12 protein-coding genes are annotated in these 17,149 nt (G+C 63.9%); 9 read left to right on the top strand and 3 right to left on the bottom strand.

Going from position 1 to position 17,149, the window contains the following annotated elements; genetic code table 11:
- The first annotated feature begins 347 nt into the window (after positions 1-347).
- The 8 genes from QA643_RS21635 (at position 348) to QA643_RS21600 (ending at position 11,474) form a co-directional block, all read left to right on the top strand.
- A complete protein-coding gene (locus QA643_RS21635; protein ID WP_283027928.1) occupies positions 348-1,694 on the top strand; it encodes an N-acetylmuramoyl-L-alanine amidase in 1,347 nt (448 codons plus the stop codon).
- A 254-nt stretch (positions 1,695-1,948) separates the two neighbouring features.
- The gene (locus tag QA643_RS21630) at positions 1,949-4,468 is read left to right on the top strand and encodes a penicillin-binding protein 1A (RefSeq protein ID WP_283027927.1); all 2,520 of its coding nucleotides are present in this window, start codon (positions 1,949-1,951) and stop codon (positions 4,466-4,468) included.
- 206 nt (positions 4,469-4,674) lie between these two features.
- Positions 4,675-7,167 (top strand): penicillin-binding protein 1A, encoded by a 2,493-nt coding sequence (locus QA643_RS21625; protein ID WP_283034877.1) that lies wholly within the window; start codon positions 4,675-4,677, stop codon positions 7,165-7,167.
- 82 nt (positions 7,168-7,249) lie between these two features.
- A protein-coding gene (gene prfB, locus QA643_RS21620) for a peptide chain release factor 2 (protein ID WP_283027926.1) occupies positions 7,250-8,381 on the top strand; the annotation gives its coding sequence in 2 pieces (ribosomal slippage) (positions 7,250-7,318 and positions 7,320-8,381; 1,131 coding nt in all).
- A 3-nt stretch (positions 8,382-8,384) separates the two neighbouring features.
- A complete protein-coding gene (locus tag QA643_RS21615) occupies positions 8,385-9,254 on the top strand; it encodes an NAD(P)-dependent oxidoreductase (RefSeq protein WP_283027925.1) in 870 nt (289 codons plus the stop codon).
- Between the two features lie 72 nt (positions 9,255-9,326).
- Positions 9,327-10,232, top strand: coding sequence for a DMT family transporter (locus tag QA643_RS21610; protein WP_283027924.1), 906 nt, complete (start codon positions 9,327-9,329; stop codon positions 10,230-10,232).
- Between the two features lie 67 nt (positions 10,233-10,299).
- Entirely contained in the window at positions 10,300-10,983 is a 684-nt protein-coding gene (locus QA643_RS21605) for an XRE family transcriptional regulator (RefSeq protein ID WP_283027923.1), read from the top strand.
- Positions 10,980-11,474: a hypothetical protein gene (locus tag QA643_RS21600; RefSeq protein ID WP_283027922.1), complete on the top strand. Its 495-nt coding sequence runs from the start codon at positions 10,980-10,982 to the stop codon at positions 11,472-11,474. Before QA643_RS21605 ends, QA643_RS21600 begins: the two co-directional genes overlap by 4 nt.
- Positions 11,475-11,482: 8 nt before the next feature.
- Here the strand turns inward: QA643_RS21600 and QA643_RS21595 are convergent, their stop codons facing one another.
- Positions 11,483-13,564, bottom strand: a complete 2,082-nt coding sequence (locus QA643_RS21595) for a carbamoyltransferase C-terminal domain-containing protein (RefSeq protein WP_283027921.1) — start codon at positions 13,562-13,564, stop codon at positions 11,483-11,485.
- A 275-nt stretch (positions 13,565-13,839) separates the two neighbouring features.
- Between QA643_RS21595 and QA643_RS21590 the strand changes: the two genes are divergently transcribed.
- Complete coding sequence (locus tag QA643_RS21590; protein ID WP_283027920.1) at positions 13,840-15,063, top strand: ABC transporter substrate-binding protein; 1,224 nt, start codon at positions 13,840-13,842, stop codon at positions 15,061-15,063.
- Positions 15,064-15,105: 42 nt separating this feature from the next.
- Here the strand turns inward: QA643_RS21590 and QA643_RS21585 are convergent, their stop codons facing one another.
- Entirely contained in the window at positions 15,106-15,555 is a 450-nt protein-coding gene (locus QA643_RS21585; protein ID WP_283027919.1) for an SRPBCC family protein, read from the bottom strand.
- A 159-nt stretch (positions 15,556-15,714) separates the two neighbouring features.
- Positions 15,715-17,067 (bottom strand): M23 family metallopeptidase, encoded by a 1,353-nt coding sequence (locus QA643_RS21580; protein ID WP_283027918.1) that lies wholly within the window; start codon positions 17,065-17,067, stop codon positions 15,715-15,717.
- Positions 17,068-17,149 lie beyond the last annotated feature (82 nt).

Below are 17,149 nucleotides of genomic sequence, written 5' to 3'. Positions count from 1 at the left end.
CTGGAAAAAGACCTGGGACCGGACGCCGCTCGGGCTCGAAACCGCCGCTCCATGTCAGCCGCGCGCGGCGCTGGCCGGGGAGGGATCGGGAAAGACGCAGGTTCCTCCTGTCAGGAGGTTCCGGCGCTGCACCGGGAGGCTGAACGCGACACAACCGGGAGTATTAGCCGTCAGCCCCCCGTACATACGTGGATTGGGGCCTGCGTGCAAGGGAAGCGCTCGGGAACCCCAAACTCGGCGTCGCACTGCGGCAACACTAGCTTCTTTTCACCGGTCATGGCTTAAGGTCCGATTAACCGTATGGTCCTAATGCGGTAAGGGAAGGCTCCTCCGGAGGCACCGAATCGTTGGCGAGCCGCGCAAATCATCTTGTTTTGCTGGGATGTGGGCTGTTGTGCGCCGCAGCATGGCTGTGCACGCCCGTGATCGCGACCAGTGCGGCCCAAGGGGCGGCTTCGCCGCCGGCGATACAAGGACCGGCCACGGTTCCGGCCGTCCCCAATTCGGCAGCGGTGCCGAATTTCCCGATCGCCTCCGATGCCCGGCTGGCAGGTGACAACAGGCAGACCCGCTTCATCCTCGATCTCGACAAGCCCGTCCAGTTTCGCGCCTTCACGCTGGCCGACCCATATCGCGTCGTGATCGACCTTCCCCAGGTCAATTTCCAGCTTGCCGGCGGGGTCGGCACGGCGGGGCGGGGCCTGGTCAAGGCGTTCCGCTACGGCGTCGTCATGCCGGGCGGGTCGCGGATCGTGTTCGATCTGACGGGGCCGGCCAAGATCGCCAAATCCTACGTGTTGGAGGCCGCGAACGGTCAGCCGCCGCGGCTGGTGCTCGAACTCGAGCACGTTGACCGCACCGCCTTCGTCCAGGCGCTGGCGCCGGAAAGCCGCCCCGAATTGCGGCCCGCGATCGCCGAGGCGAACGCGGTCGCCGCGCGGCCGGAGGAACGGGCGGTGTCGGCTGCGCCGCAAACGGCCGACAAGCGGCCGGTGATCGTGATCGATCCCGGGCATGGCGGCGAGGACAACGGCACCCAGGCCGGCGGCGCCGATGTCATGGAAAAGAATCTGGTGCTGACGTTCGGCCTGGCGCTACGCGATCGGCTCGAGAAGTCCGGCAAGTATCGTATCGTCATGACGCGGACGGACGATACGTTCATTGCGCTCGCCGACCGCGTGAAGGTCGCCCGCAGCGAGGCGGCGGCGCTGTTCGTCTCGATTCATGCGGATGCATTGCCCCGCGGCGAGGGCGACGCCCAGGGCGCCACCATCTACACGCTGTCCGACAAGGCCTCGGACTCCGAGGCCCAGCGACTGGCGGATGTCGAAAACAAGTCGGACGCGATCGGCGGCGTCAGCCTCGCCGATGAGCCGACCGAAGTCGCCGATATCCTGATCGACCTCGTGCAGCGTGAGACCAAGACCTTTTCAAACCGCTTCGCGCGGATGTTGATGAATGAGATGAAAGCCACGGTGCGGATGCACAAGCATCCGCTGAAATCGGCCGGTTTCCGGGTCCTGAAGGCTCCAGACGTGCCCTCCGTGCTGGTCGAGCTCGGCTACGTCTCGAACAAGGGCGACCTTGAGCATCTGGTGTCGGAAAATTGGCGGAACAAGACCGTCGGCTCAATGGCGCAGGCGATCGATACGTTCCTCGCGAAACGGATAGTAACCGCCGGGCCCGGCAAGTGAATTGCCGGCGAGCGAAATGTATGACGGGGCCTGAAAAGCCTGCCATCCAATGGGCCAAGCCCTAGTTTGGCCACAGCGGCGGCGGTATAGAAACGGTATAGAAGTTGACTGCTGGTCTTTGGAATCGGTCAGTATTGTCCGCCGGACCTTCATTTGGATTGTTCGACCGCGTAGCGGCAGGACCGTTTGGCCGGATTGCCGTGCTAGGATAGCCGCCAAGTTCGGCGCTTAAGGGTTGGAACGGAACTTCGAACATGCGCTTTCTGGTCCGGTTTTTGGGTTTCCTGTTTGCTGCCGGAACCGTCGTGTTCCTGGTGGGCGTCGCCGGCGTCGCGGGCGCGATCTGGCACTTCTCCAAGGACTTGCCGGACTATTCGCAGCTCCAGGATTACGAGCCGCCAGTGATGACGCGGGTGCATGCCTCCGACGGTGCGCTGCTCGGCGAGTATTCCAAGGAGCGGCGGCTCTACCTGCCGATCCAGGCGGTGCCGAAACTCGTCATCAACGCGTTCCTGGCGGCCGAGGACAAGAATTTCTACGAGCACGGCGGTATCGACTTCACCGGCATGGCGCGCGCCGCCGTCCTCTACGCGCAGAATTTGGGCTCCAACAGGCGTCCGCAGGGCGCCTCGACGATTACCCAGCAGGTCGCGAAGAACTTCCTTCTGACCAACGAGGTCTCCTTCACCCGCAAGATCAAGGAAGCCTTGCTCGCCATGCGCATCGAGCGGGCATATTCGAAGGACCGCATCCTCGAACTCTATCTCAACGAAATCTATCTCGGCCTCGGTGCCTACGGCATCGCCGCGGCGTCGCTGGTCTATTTCGACAAATCGGTGAACGAACTGACGATCGCGGAAGCCTCGTATCTCGCGGCGCTGCCGAAGGCGCCCGCCGCGTTGCACCCGGTGCGTAACCGCGACCGCGCGGTGGAGCGGCGCAATTACGTGATCGATCGCCTGCTGGAAAACGGCTGGATCAAGCAGGCCGACGCCGACAAAGCGCGCAAGGAACAGCTCAACGTCACCAGCCGCGGCACCGGTGCGCATATCTTCGCCGGGGAATATTTTGCCGAGGAAGTCCGGCGCGACATCTTCGAGCGCTACGGCGAAAAGAAGCTGTATGAGGGCGGCCTGTCGGTTCGTGCAACCCTCGATCCGAAGATGCAGGTGATGGCGCGCAAGACCATGGTGGCGGGTCTCGTCAGGTATGACGAGGCGAGTGGCTGGCGCGGCGCGCCCTCAAAACTCGACATCTCGGGCGACTGGGGCGTCAAGCTCGCCGACGTCAAATCGCTCAACGACATCTCGCCGTGGCGGATGGCCGTGGTGCTCGAGACGTCCGACCAGTCGGCGCGGATCGGATTTCAGCCTGGGCGCGAGCTCGGCGGCGCCGTCAGCAAGGCCAGGCAGACCGGCATCATCACCCTCGACGGCGTGCGCTGGGCCAAGGCAGCCTCGGGACCGGCAAGGGGCAAGACGCCGACCTCGGTCGCGCAGGTATTGTCGCCGGGCGACGTGATCTATGCCGATCCGCTGTTCGACAAGGACGGCAAGCCGGTCGAAGGCCAGTACCGGCTGCGGCAATTGCCGGAAGTCTCGGGCGCCATGGTCGCGATGGACCCCTGGACCGGCCGCGTGCTGGCGATGGTCGGCGGCTTCTCGTTCGACCAGAGCCAGTTCAACCGCGCCACCCAAGCCTATCGGCAGCCGGGCTCGTCGTTCAAGCCGCTGGTCTATTCGGCGGCGATGGACAATGGCTATACGCCTTCGACCGTCGTGGTCGACGCTCCCATCGAAATCGACCAGGGGCAGGGCGCTGGGGTGTGGCGTCCGGAAAACTACTCGTCCGGCAAATATGGCGGACCGACGACGCTGCGTAACGCGCTCCGGCAGTCGCTGAACACGGTGACGGTGCGCCTCGCGCAGGACATCGGCATGCCCTTGATCGGCGAATATTCGAAGCGCTTCGGCGTCTATGACGAGCTGCCGAACTATCTGTCCTATGCCCTCGGCGCCGGCGAAACCACGGTCATGCGCATGGTCACGGCCTATTCGATGTTCGCCAATGGCGGCCGCCGCGTGAAGCCGACCCTGATCGACCGCATCCAGGACCGTTACGGCCACACCATCTACAAGCATGACGCGCGCGAGTGCCGCGGCTGCGATGCGCCCGGCGGCTGGAAGAGCCAGGCCGAGCCGCAGCTCGTGGACCGCCGCGAGCAGGTGCTCGACCCGATGACGGCCTACCAGATCACCTCGATGATGGAATATGTCGTGCAGGCCGGCACGGCGACGGTGGTCAAGGAGGTCGGCAAGCCGATCGCGGGCAAGACCGGCACCACCAACGATGAGAAGGATGCTTGGTTCATCGGCTTCTCGCCGGACCTCGTGGTCGGCATCTATGTCGGCTTCGACAAGCCGCGCAACCTCGGCCGCGGTATGACCGGCGGCCATCTCGCCGCGCCGATCGCCAAGGATTTTCTCAAGCTGGCGCTCGCCGACAAGCCCCCGATCCCGTTCAAGGTGCCTGCCGGCATCAAGCTGGTCCGCGTCGATGCCAAGAGCGGCATGCGCGCCGGACCGGGCGAGGGCGGCCGCACCATCCTCGAAGCCTTCAAGCCGGGCACAGCGCCGCCGGATAATTACTCCGTCATCGGTGTCGCCGACGTCGATGGCCGGGCGCCGCAGGGATATCCGCAAGGGTATCAGCAAGGCTATCAGCAGCCCGAAGGGGGCTACATCATGCGTCCGGGGACCGGCGGCCTTTACTAGCGGGGTGCCCGACGACAATTTCAGGCCGTGCTTTGGCGCTGCCTGAACTTGACCGGGCGTGCTGGGCGGGCAACACGGGAAGCGAATTGCCCGATTTCGACCATGTGAGCATGGGATAGCGTCCGGGCGCGAATCTCTCGGCAGAGACCTCCGCACGGCAACGCACGTCGGGATGGCGACGCAACAGTTGGAATGAGACTTTGATAATACGCTTTCTGTTGCGGTTTACCGGCTTCCTGTTCGCGGCCGGAAGTGTGGTGTTTCTGGTGGGCGTTGCCGGCGTTGCAGCCGGGATCTGGCATTTCTCCAAGGACTTGCCGGACTATTCACAGCTTCAGAATTACGAACCGCCTGTCATGACGCGGGTGCACGCGGCCGACGGCGCGCTGCTTGGCGAATACGCCAAGGAACGGCGGCTCTACTTGCCGATCCAGGCGATGCCGAAGCTCGTCACCAACGCGTTCCTGGCGGCCGAAGACAAGAACTTCTACGAGCACGGCGGCCTCGACTTCACCGGCCTGGGGCGTGCCGCCGTCCTCTATCTGCAAAATCTCGGCTCCAACAAGCGTCCGCAGGGCGCCTCGACGATCACCCAGCAGGTCGCGAAGAATTTTCTGCTGACCAACGAGGTTTCCTTCACCCGCAAGATCAAGGAAGCCCTGCTGGCGATGCGCATCGAGCGCGCCTATTCCAAGGACCGCATTCTCGAGCTCTATCTCAACGAGATCTATCTCGGCCTCGGTGCCTACGGTGTCGCCGCCGCGTCGCTGGTCTATTTCGACAAGTCGGTGAACGAACTGACGATCGCGGAAGCTGCCTATCTTGCGGCGCTTCCGAAAGCGCCGGGCACGCTGCATCCGGTGCGCAACCGCGATCGCTCGACCGAGCGGCGCAATTACGTGATCGATCGCCTTTTGGAAAACGGCTGGATCAAGCAGGCCGACGCGGAGAAGGCGCGCAAGGAGCCGCTGGTCGTCACCAGCCGGTCCAACACCGGGCATACCTTCGCCGGCGAATATTTTGCCGAGGAAGTCCGCCGCGACATCTTCGAGCGCTACGGTGAAAAGAAGCTGTATGAGGGCGGCCTGTCGGTCCGCACCACGCTCGATCCGAAGCTGCAGGTGATGGCGCGCAAGACGGTGGCCGCCGGCCTCGTGAACTTTGACGAGGCGCAGGGCTATCGCGGCCCCGTGAGCAAGCTCGACATATCCGGTGATTGGGGCGTGAAACTCGCCGACATCAAGTCTCTTTCCGATATTTCGCCGTGGCGAATGGCGGTGGTACTGGAAACGTCCGACCAGTCGGCGCGGATCGGCTTCCAGCCCGGGCGTGAACTCGGAGGCGCCGTCTCCAAGGAACGGCAGACCGGCCTGATCACGCTGGAAGGTGTCCGTTGGGCAAAGCCGACGGCTGCCCCGGCGCGGGGCCGGGCGACGGCGCCGGTCGCGGTGTCGCAGATTCTCTCGCCGGGCGACGTGATCTACGCCGATCCGCTGATCAAGGACGGCAACACGGTGGAAGGCCAGTATCGCTTGCGGCAATTGCCTGAGGTGTCCGGCGCCATGGTTGCGATGGACCCTTGGACCGGCCGCGTGGTGGCGATGGTCGGCGGCTTCTCGTTCGACCAGAGCCAGTTCAACCGCGCGACCCAGGCCTATCGGCAGCCCGGATCGACGTTCAAGCCGCTGGTCTATTCGGCGGCGATGGACAATGGCTACAGCCCCGCGACCATCATGATCGACGGTCCGATCGAGATCGATCAGGGGCAGAGCGGCGTCTGGCGTCCGGAAAACTTTTCGGTCGGCTCATACCGAGGCCCGATCACGCTTCGTGAAGCGCTCAAATTCTCCATCAATACCGTGACGGTGCGGCTGGCGCAGGATGTCGGCATGCCCCTGATCGGCGAATATGCCAAGCGCTTCGGCGTCTATGATGAATTGCCGAACTACCTGTCCTATGCACTCGGCGCCGGAGAAACCACCGTGATGCGGATGGTTACGGCCTATTCGATGCTCGCCAATGGCGGGCGCCGCGTGAAGCCGACCCTGATCGACCGCATTCAGGACCGCTACGGCCGCACCATCTTCAAGCATGACGCCCGTGAGTGCCGCGGCTGCGATGCCCCCGAGGGCTGGAAGAATCAGGCTGAACCTGCACTGGTGGACCGCCGCGAGCTGGTGATCGATCCGATGACGGCCTACCAGATCACCTCGATGATGGAAGGCGTGGTGCAGGGCGGTACGGCCTCGGTCCTGCGCGAAGTGGGCAAGCCGATTGCCGGCAAGACCGGAACGACGAGTGACGGCAAGGACGTCTGGTTCATCGGCTATTCAGCGGACCTCGTCGTCGGGCTCTATCTCGGCTACGACAAACCCCGCAGTCTGGGCCGCGCGGCCCAGGGCGGCCATACCGCTGCGCCGATCGTGAAGAACTTCATGAAGCTCGCGCTCGCGGACAAGCCGGCGACGCCGTTCAAGGTACCTCCCGGCATCCGCTTGGTGCGTATCGACGCCAAGAGCGGCATGCGGCCCAATCCGGGCGACGGCGGCCGCACCATCCTGGAGGCCTTCAAGCCGGGCACCGCGCCGCCGGACAGCTATTCCATGGTCGGCGTTGCCGACAGCGACGGACGGGTGCCGCAGCCGATCTCACCCGAAACCGACACGATCATGCGTCCGGGAACCGGCCGGCTGTATTAGCCGATTGCGCTTTGCGGCTGGCGCCGCTACATCCCTCGCCAGTCAATCCAATCGCGGCCCATGACCGCAGACAGAAGAGACCATGCGCGCGGAAGTCGAACGCCTCGTAGAAGAGATCAAGCAGTCGGTCGGGCTGCTGAGGAGGCATCTTTGACGTCGAGAAATCGACGGCACGGCTGGCTGAGCTGAACTCGCTCGCCGAAGATCCCAATCTCTGGAACGATCCCCAGAAAGCCCAGAAACTAATGCAGGAGCGCACCTCGCTGGTGGACGCGCTCGATGGCATCGGCAAGGTCGAACGTGAGCTCGACGACAATGTCGAGATGATCGCGCTCGGTGAGGCCGAGAACGACGAAGGGGTGGTGGTCGAAGCCGAGAACGCACTGAAGGCCCTGAAGAAGGAAGTCGCCCGCCGCGAGCTGGAAGCGCTACTGTCGGGCGAAGCCGACAAGTTCGATTCCTACCTCGAAGTGCATGCCGGCGCCGGCGGCACTGAAAGCCAGGACTGGGCCGCGATGCTGCTGCGCATGTACACGCGCTGGGCCGAGAACCACGGCTTCAAGATCGAATATCTGGAAGAAACGCTTGGCGAAGAAGCCGGGCTCAAATCCGCGACCATCCAGATCAGCGGACATAATGCCTATGGCTGGCTGAAGACCGAGGCCGGCGTGCACCGTCTGGTGCGGATATCGCCGTTCGATTCCAATGCGCGCCGGCACACCTCGTTCTCGTCCGTGCAGATATTTCCCGTCGTCGACGACTCGATCAAGATCGACATCAAGGAATCGGACGTCCGCACCGACACCATGCGCTCGGGTGGCGCCGGCGGCCAGCACGTCAACAAGACCGAATCCGCGGTGCGCCTGACGCATATTCCGACCGGCGTCGCGGTGGTCTGCCAGGCCGGCCGCTCGCAACACAAGAATCGCGCGCAAGCCTGGGACATGCTGCGCGCGCGGCTTTACGAAATCGAATTGAAGCGGCGCGAGGAGCAGGCCGCCGCCGACCAGGCCGCCAAGACCGACATCGGCTGGGGCCACCAGATCCGCTCCTACGTGCTGCAGCCCTACCAGATGGTGAAGGACCTGCGCACCGGCGTGCAGACTTCGGACACGTCAGGCGTGCTCGACGGCGACCTCGACGAGTTCATGGCGGCGACCTTGGCGCAACGCGCGTTCGGCACCGGGCCCGGCAGCGTCGAGGACGTGGACTAGCCGATGGCAAAGGTCGGCTTCATCGGGCTCGGCCGCATGGGTCATGGCATGGCCGGCCGCTATCTCGATGCCGGCTTTGAAGTCGCCGTCTGGAATCGCAGCAAGGCCAAGGCCGAAGATTTGATCGCGCGCGGCGGGCGCTGGGCGGCGTCGCCGGCCGAGGCGGCCGACGGCGCTGAGGCCGTCGTCACCATGGTCGCCGACGATGAGGCTTCAAGCGCCGTCTGGCTTGGCGAGAACGGCGCCGTCGCTAAGATGAAGGCGGGCAGCCTCGCGATCGAGTGTTCGACCGTATCGCACCAGCACGCGCTTCATATGGCGCGCGAGCTGCGCGGACGCGGACTCGTCTATATCGATTGTCCCGTCACCGGCCTGCCGCAGGCGGCTGCTGCGGGCAAGCTGACTCTGCTCGTCGGCGCCGACGCAGCCGACCTCGACAAGGCAAAGCCTTTTCTCGCGCCGATCGGCGACGCCATCAGGCATTTCGGCGCTGTCGGCACCGGCACGGTCTTCAAGCTGATCAACAATTTGATGGGCGCAGTGCAGATCGCGAGCCTCGCCGAGGGCGTCGCGATGGCCGAGCAGGCCGGGCTCGACATGAATCTGGTGGCGGAAGCACTCTCGACCGGCGCGGTGGCGTCGCCGCAGGTGATCCGCCACTCAAAGCGCATGGTGGCGCGCGACTTCTCCGGCGCGTCCTTCACGGCTGCGCTCCGCTACAAGGACGCGGCCTATGCCGTGAGGCTGGCCGAAACGCTGCTGCCCGGCGTGCCCGTCAGCCGCGCCGCGCTTGCCGCCTACGAGAAAGCGAAGGCAAGCGCGCCCGACGATGACGAAGGCAAGATGATCGAGATCGTGTCGCAGCCGAAATAGTCTTCGGAAATCGGGTGGACGGCGAGGAGCGTTCGGCCTAGCGGTTGCGTGATTTCACCGGGTTTCTGCGAAATGACAGTCAGCGATGGCCGGATCGACGCCCGCGACTGGGTGTTGCTCGCGGCATTGTCGATCCTCTGGGGCGGATCGTTCTTCTTCAATGGGGTGGTGCTGCGCGAGCTGCCGCCGTTCACGCTCGTGCTGTTGCGCGTAGCGCTCGCCGCCATGATCCTGCTGCCGGTGCTTTACGTGCAGCGGTTGGCGTTTCCGAAGGGATGGATCGGCTGGCGGCCGTTCTTTCTCATCGCCTTGTTCAACAATGTGCTGCCGTTCTCGCTGATCGTGGTCGGCCAGACCTATATCCCGAGCGGGCTGGCTTCGATCCTCAATGCCACCACGCCGCTGTTCACGGTGGCAGTGATGGCGGCGGCGGGCGAGGAAAAGCTCATCGGCAGGCGTGTGCTTGGCGTGATCACAGGCCTTGTTGGCGTCGTGATCCTTCGCGGCGGCGGGCTCGGCTTTTCCAGCGGGCAGGGGCTCGGCATCCTGCTCTGTCTTGCGGCCGCGCTGAGCTATGGCATCTCCGCGCTGATCGCCCGGCGCGGGTTATCGAAGTCGCCGCCGCTTGCCACCGCCACGTTTCAACTGATGGCATCGAGCCTGATGATGGCCGTCGTCGCCGGCCTTTTCGAGCGTCCCTGGCAATTGCCGATGCCGGGCATGGTGACGTGGCTCGCCGTGCTCGGCCTTGCCGCGCTGTCGACGGCGCTGGCCTATATCGTGTTCTTCCAGATCCTGCGGCGCTCCGGCGCCACCAACGTCATGCTGGTGACGCTGCTGGTGCCTGTCACGGCCATCCTGCTTGGCGCGCTCGTGCTCGGTGAGCAGATTTCGCCGCGCGAGATCATGGGCGCGCTGGTGATCGGCAGCGCGCTGCTGCTGATCGATGGCCGTGGACTGAAGGTCTTTCAACGCTAGCTATTCGCGCCTTGACATTTGCCTATATAGCAATAAGATTTGCCATATAAGCAAAAGGGAGAGCGGCGTGGTTTCGTCAGAAGCTGGCCGGCGCGCCCGCGAGGCAGCGCGCCTTGCCGGGATTGGGGCGGTCATTCGCAGGGCGCGTTCGGCGCGCGGTTTGACGCTAGATGAACTCGCCGGCACGGTCGGGCTGTCCGTGACGTTTCTCTCGCGGATCGAGCGCGGATTGATCGCGTGTTCGATCGGCAATCTCCTGGAAATTGCCGGTGTCCTTCAACTGCCGCCGGCCGAATTGTTTGCCGACATCGAAGGCGAGGACCGAACGCGCGCCTATCGCGTGGTGCGGTCAAGCGATGCCGTTCCATCGAAGGATGCTGACGCCAATTATGCCTGGCGCAAGCTCGCGTCCGGCATCGGCGAGCAGCGGCTGGAAACCTTCCTGCTCGAACTGTCGGCAAAGCCGCGCAAGCCGACGCTGGTCGCGCATCCCGGCGAAGAAATGTGTTTCGTCCTCGAAGGCAGCGTCGAATTCCAAGTGGGCGAGGAAACCATCGCGCTGGAGCGCGGCGATTCGATTCATTTGCGTTCAGACGTGCCGCATATGGCGTGGGCGCGTGGCTCAGGCAGCGCGCGGCTGCTCATGGTGACCGCGATCGAAAATCAGTCGGCCATCGCGGTCGAGTGGTGGAGCAAACTTGCGGGCAAGAAAAGCGAACGGGAAGGAACGGCAAAAGGGAGAGCGAAATGAACGTCAGCAGCAAGGAAATTCCCGATACGGCGGCCGCCAATGCGGAGTTAACGACCGCGCGCGAAGCCTCGCGCAGGGACCACAGGCCATACGAGACGCGTCACTTCGACGACGTCGAATGGGAGACGATCCGCTGGCCGGGTGAAACAGGCAAAATGCTGTTTCATCCGCGGCCGGAAGGTCCGACCGAACCGAACGCGGGAATCCTGCGGCTCGAGCCCGGCGCATACCATCCCGAGCACTATCATGGCTTCGCGCAGGTCTGGCATATCCTGAAAGGCGAGTTTTCAATCGACGGGACGCCGCACGGTCCGGGAACGGTGCTGTTCCATCCCGACCCGCACTTCGAGGGTGAATTCCGCACCGAAACCGGCGGCGAGATATTCATCGTCCAGTATCCGGGTCCGACGACCGGCGAGCGCCCGATCTATAGCGGCCGGTTCAACATGGCGGAACGCAAGTCGGTGGCGAGCGAACGCGTCGATCTCTGAATAGCGAATTATCGCGCAGGCCGGCTGGAAGCCGATGTCGTCTTCCAGTCGGCCAGCCAGTTTGTGAACCTGCCGCTGTCGCGCTCGCCGCCGTGCCAGGCCGCGGTGACCGTGCCGTCGGCGGCCACCAGCACCACGACATCAAGGCCCTTGGAGCGGCGCAGCGTGTCGATGGCCTGCTGCGGCGTCTGCGCGATCGGACCGGCAACATTGAACGACGTGTTGACGGATAATTCGACGCCGATGTGGCGGCCGAGCGCCTTCAGATAGGCGTAGGTGAGAGGATCGTCGCCGGCGCGCACGATCTGGATGCGGCCGGTGCCGTCGGCATGGATGACGGCCGGGATTTTTTCCAGGGCATGCGGCTTCGAATGCGCCGTGAGCACCATGTAATTATAGGCGTTGTAGTCGCCATCGGAGGCGCCGGACAGCAGCTCGAAATATTCCTGCGCAGCCTCCAGCGTCGCCATCGGCGCCAATGGACGAATGGCCTCGCGGTATTTGACGCGCTCATTGAGCCGCTCTCGCGCTGCGGGGTCACAGGGGTTGGCGAGGATCGAGCGGTGGCCGAGCGCACGGGGACCGGTTTCTGCCGCGCCCTGATAGAGTGCGATCACGCCGTTTTGCGCCACCATGAACGCCATCAGGTCGGCGACGGCCTGAAGGCCCTCGGCTGTCGAGATATCGCCGATCAGCTCCGAGGCGACATCGTCGTCGTCAACCGCGCCGGCAATATCGGCCTGCAAGGGCGCCGTGCCGCAGTAAAATGCGTGCGTCATCGGCGCGCCGCGCGGGGCGCCGGCCAGATGCGCCAATAGAAAGGCCGCGCCGATGGTGACGCCGGGATCGCCGGGCACCGGCGGCACCCATAATTGCAGGCGTGCCTTGCGCTGCTGCGCCTCCGCAAACCACGCCTCATCGAAATGTTCGAGCAGCCGCATATTGCCGACGGCGTTCAGCGCAACGCCGCCGGTCAGCACCAGCCGGTTTGCGCCGGTCGTGCGTAACAGGTGATCGATGACATGGATCATGGCGTCCTCGAACACCAGCTGCGTCGCCGCGGCCTTGTCGAGCCGGTCCTTGGTGTCGGGCCGGTGATGGATGTCTTCGACACGCAGCACCGCATCGGGATTCCAGAGCTGCTCCGGCCTGAGCGGTTCGCCGAGGATGTCGGTCAGCGCCTGCTTGTAGGGATGCTCGAAGGGATCGCAGTACCAGTTTGCCAGCGCGCGATTGAGCTTGACCTCGCCATTGCTGCCGAAATGCAGCACGTCGCGCAACCGCGTATAATAGGGATTGCTGGCGCGATCCATGTCGCCCCAGGCGGCGGCGCCCATGTAGCGGCCCTCGCAGGACAGCCAGGTCCAGCCGCCCTGTGTCGAGGAGATCACGCTGTAGAACGCGCCGAGTGAATCGAACATGCTGTCGTTGCAGTAGAGCCGGCGCATCGCGCCGCGCTCGACGACATAGAGCGAGATCGAGCCCTGGTCGCCGGTGCCGTCGAGCACCGCGATCGCCGTCGGCGCGCCGTCATCGGCAAACGGCGAGGCCGCATAGGAAAACCAGGCATGGTTGTCGTGATGCGGCAGGCAGATCAGCGGCACCCGCTCGGCAAGTCCGAGCTGGCGCGCGAGGATCTTTGGCGTCCGCGTCATCTGGTCAAGACGGCGGCCGTCGAAACCGGCGGCCTCGGTGGTACGCACGAGCTTGAAACTCTGCGGCAGTTCCTCGAGCACCGAGCGCGCCAGGGTGCCGGCAAGCGTCGGATAATCCCAGCTCGTGAGCCAGGCGTCGATATCGCCGATGTCGCGGCCCATGTTCCGCAGCGTTGCGACCGCCGCGTCGATCGACTTTTTTGGATACTCCGTCGTGTGCTTGTTGCCGGAAAAGCGTTCTTCCTCATTGTTGACGATCAGGCGCGGCCCATGCGCCTGCGTCACCTCGACCAGCGCCAGGCCTGAATTATGCGTACCGGGCGCGCCGAGGCCGGCGAGATAGACGGTTTCACCGCGCGCCAGTTTTTCGCGCACACGCGCGATCCGCGCGTCGGCGAAAGCAGAGCCGAGTTGGTGAAATCCTGCGGCGCCCATGGTTTTCGCCGCGAGCCAGCGCGCGAAGCGGAAGCCTGCGGCCGCAAGCCTTGGATGCCGCGGACCAATTCGTAAGTTCTGTTTCAACCCTGTCCAACCTCTGGGCCCTGCAACCGCGCCGGCCGATGGCGCCAGGGTGCATCAACCACAATTGGCGCTCGCCAACAATCCCGTTTCGTCGTGCGGAATAAGCACATGCTTGCAAGCGTTGAAGCAGCTTGCGAGAGTTCGTCGAAACAAAACTTGGTCAGAAAAGAAACGATGGGGAGAAAACGATGCCGGTTCGCATGAGAAACCTTGTTGCCCTGACGGCGTTCGCTGTGGCCGCGGCGATCGCCACCACGGCGAACGCCCAGAAGAAATACGATCCCGGCGCCAACGACACTGAAATCAAGATCGGCAACATCATGCCCTATAGCGGCCCGGCTTCGGCCTACGGCACGATCGGCAAGGCGCAGGCGGCCTATTTCAACAAGATCAATGCCGAGGGCGGCATCAACGGCCGCAAGATCAATTTCATCAGCTATGACGACGCGTTCAGCCCACCGAAAGCGGTCGAGCAGGCGCGCAAGCTCGTCGAGAGCGACGAGGTGCTCCTGATCTTCCAGCCGCTCGGCACGCAGTCCAATTCCGCGATCCAGAAATACATGAATGCCAGGAAGGTGCCGCAGCTCTTTGTCGCGACCGGCGCGACCAAATGGGGCGATCCGCAGAACTTTCCGTGGACCATGGGCTGGCAGCCGAACTACCAGAGCGAGGGCCGCATCTATGCCGCCTATATCCTCAAGAATTACCCGAACGGCAAGATCGCGGCGCTCTGGCAGAATGACGATGCCGGCAAGGACCAGATGAAAGGCTTGCGCGACGGCCTCGGCGCCAAGGCTAGCATGATAATCGCTGACAAGTCCTACGAGGTCTCCGACCCCACCATCGATTCGCAGATCGTTGCGCTGAAGGATTCCGGCGCCGACATCATGATGACCTGGGCGGCGCCCAAGGGCGCGGCGCAGGCGATCCGCAAGGTCGCGGAACTCGGCTGGAAGCCGGTGTTCTTCATCGGCAACGTCTCGACCTCCGTCGCGGCGGTGCTCAAGCCGGCCGGCCTCGATAATTCGAAGGGCATCATCTCAACCGCCTATCTGAAGGACCCGACCGATCCGTTGTGGAAGGACGATCCCGGCATCAAGGCCTGGCTCGCCTTCATGGACAAATACTTTCCCGACGGCGACAAGACCAACGTCAACAATATCTATGGCTATGCGACGGCGCAGACCATGGTTCAGGTGCTCAAGCAGTGCGGCGACAACCTCACGCGCGAGAACGTCATGAAGCAGGCCGCCAGCCTGAAGGATTTCACCAGCGAGGTGCTGCTGCCGGGCATCAAGGTCAACACGTCGGCGAACGACTTCTTCCCGATTGAGCAGATGCAGTTGATGAAGTTCAACGGGGAAGCGTGGGAGGTGTTCGGCGACATCATCACCGGCGAGGTCGGGCATTAAAGAGGAGGGGCACCATGCGGTGGTGCCTCTCCTCTGGGCCGGCTATCCCGGAATGTTCGGCTCGACGAGCAGCGCGAGCTGGGCGAGCGACTGTTGCCAGCCGAGATAGCAGGCTTCGACCGGGATTGCCGCCGGCAGGTTCGACTGTTCGATGTGGATTTCGGTTCCGACCGAAACCGCTTTCAGGATCACGGTGACCTCGATGACCCCAGGCAGATTGGGATCGTCAAAGCGATCGGTGTAGCGGATACGTTCGTTGGGCACGATCTCCAGATATTCGCCGCCGAACGAGTGGCCCGTGTTCGTGGTGAAATTCGTGAACGACATCTTGAATGTGCCGCCGACCTTTCCCTCGAAATGATGAACCTTGCAGGTGAAGCCGTAGGGCGGCAGCCACTTGGCCATGGCGTCGGCATCGAGGAAGGCGCGAAAGACCTTTTCGGGTTTGGTGGCGAGGACGCGGTGCAGACGAACGGTATTGCCTTGGGACATGACGTTATCTTCTCCATTACTGAGCGGAGGGGTCGCGGGATGGGCTTGAGTAGGCTCAGTCTATGTCACGAGGACGTCCGGCCTGCACGCGGGCCGACATGCGGCAGAAAAAAATTCTGCCGGCACGGGCGTAAAGCGCGAGTTCCGATGGGCGCGATGTCAGCCTGCGCTGAGCCTTACGCCCGCGCGCAAGAACTTCTGCGGGTCGACGGCATCGCCATCGATCCGTGTTTCATAGTGCAGATGCGGGCCGGTGGAACGACCGGTCGAGCCGACGGCGCCGATCACCTGACCGATCTTGACCACGTCGCCGACCCTGACGTGAATTTCCGACAGATGGCCGTAGCGGGTCGACAGCCCGTTGCCGTGGTCGACCTCCACCATGCGGCCGTAGCCGCCCTGCCATCCCGATGAGACCACCTTGCCGTTGGCGGTAACGCGCACCGGATCGCCGGTAGCGGCGCGGAAATCGAGACCGGTGTGCATGGCGGGGCGACCGAGGAAAGGATCGCTGCGAACACCGAAACCCGAGGTGAATTCGACCTCGCCGACCACTGGCTTGCGGTACGGCACCAGCGCCAGCGTGGCGTTGAGGCGCTGCATCTGGAAGCGCTGGATGTTGATCCGGTGGAGCTGGCGCTCGAACGCACCGGCATCGGCCGAGAGTTTCACCGGCACGAATGGGCCGCCGATCGCCGAGCGCGGCGTCGCCGCCTCGAGTTGCGCCATGTCGAGGCCGAGATCGCTGAACACGCCGCGCATCCGGCGGACCCGCGATTCCATGCCGTCCTCGACCGCGCTCAGCGCTGCCATCTGCCGACGCTCGACAGTATCAAGCGACGTCTGCAGGCGGACTAGCACGTTGTCGACACCCTGAACCTTGGCAAATTGATTCGGCTGCGGCTTGACGATGACGGGCGAACGCGATTCCAGCCGTGCTTCACGATCCGGTGGCGCCACGAAGATCACGGTGTCACTGATCGGGGAGGGCTTTAGGGTGCCGGAGGCAGGCGTCTCCACCGCCGCCCCGCGCGCCGGCGGACGTATCGAGCCGGTGGCTGCGGCATCTGGAATCGCGCCGAGCGCGGTGGCGCGCGATTCGAGTGCGGTCTGGCGGCGCATGATTTGGTCGAGCTTCTGGTCGAACTGTTCCTGATCGAGCAACTGGCGGCTGGTGGTCCGGTCGACCTTGGCGCGCAGTTCCGCGATGCGGTCCTCATAGGCGTATTGCATCTCGGCCTGACGGGCGATCAGCCGGGTCAGCACGTCATCGCGAAACGCAAAATAGGTCGCAGTCGCCGCCGACCACATGCCGAGCAGCACGATCGTGCCGACCACGATCCAGAATACGACGGGGCCGAGACGGACCTGCTTGCCGGCGTGGGCAATGGTGTAGCCGTCCGCGTCCAACGTGGCGGCTCGGGCCGCCTGAGGTGCGGGACGCCGCGGCGGCGTTCGGCCGTAATCCTGAGGATGGTGGTGATCAGAATGGTGACCGGAACGGTACGACATCGGCACTCCCGCGCCGGTCGGAGACGTTCCGGACGGCTGATTTGCGGGGCCGATTTGACCTTCTCATGGTTAATTTTTGGGA

Origin of the sequence: Bradyrhizobium sp. CB3481, assembly GCF_029714305.1 — a bacterium.
In the GTDB taxonomy this organism is placed as follows: domain Bacteria; phylum Pseudomonadota; class Alphaproteobacteria; order Rhizobiales; family Xanthobacteraceae; genus Bradyrhizobium.
The sequence above is the reverse complement of the archived record's forward strand: the minus strand, read 5'-3'. Positions and strand labels throughout refer to the sequence as shown.

Bases quoted from the DNA above. Each gene is read 5' to 3' on its own strand.
- QA643_RS21630 (WP_283027927.1), top strand. From the start codon at position 1,949: ATGCGCTTTCTGGTCCGGTTTTTGGGTTTCCTGTTTGCTGCCGGAACC.
- QA643_RS21615 (WP_283027925.1), top strand. From the start codon at position 8,385: ATGGCAAAGGTCGGCTTCATCGGGCTCGGCCGCATGGGTCATGGCATG.
- QA643_RS21610 (WP_283027924.1), top strand. From the start codon at position 9,327: ATGACAGTCAGCGATGGCCGGATCGACGCCCGCGACTGGGTGTTGCTC.
- QA643_RS21600 (WP_283027922.1), top strand. From the start codon at position 10,980: ATGAACGTCAGCAGCAAGGAAATTCCCGATACGGCGGCCGCCAATGCG.
- QA643_RS21595 (WP_283027921.1), bottom strand. From the start codon at position 13,564: ATGGGCGCCGCAGGATTTCACCAACTCGGCTCTGCTTTCGCCGACGCG.
- QA643_RS21590 (WP_283027920.1), top strand. From the start codon at position 13,840: ATGCCGGTTCGCATGAGAAACCTTGTTGCCCTGACGGCGTTCGCTGTG.
- QA643_RS21585 (WP_283027919.1), bottom strand. From the start codon at position 15,555: ATGTCCCAAGGCAATACCGTTCGTCTGCACCGCGTCCTCGCCACCAAA.
- QA643_RS21580 (WP_283027918.1), bottom strand. From the start codon at position 17,067: ATGTCGTACCGTTCCGGTCACCATTCTGATCACCACCATCCTCAGGAT.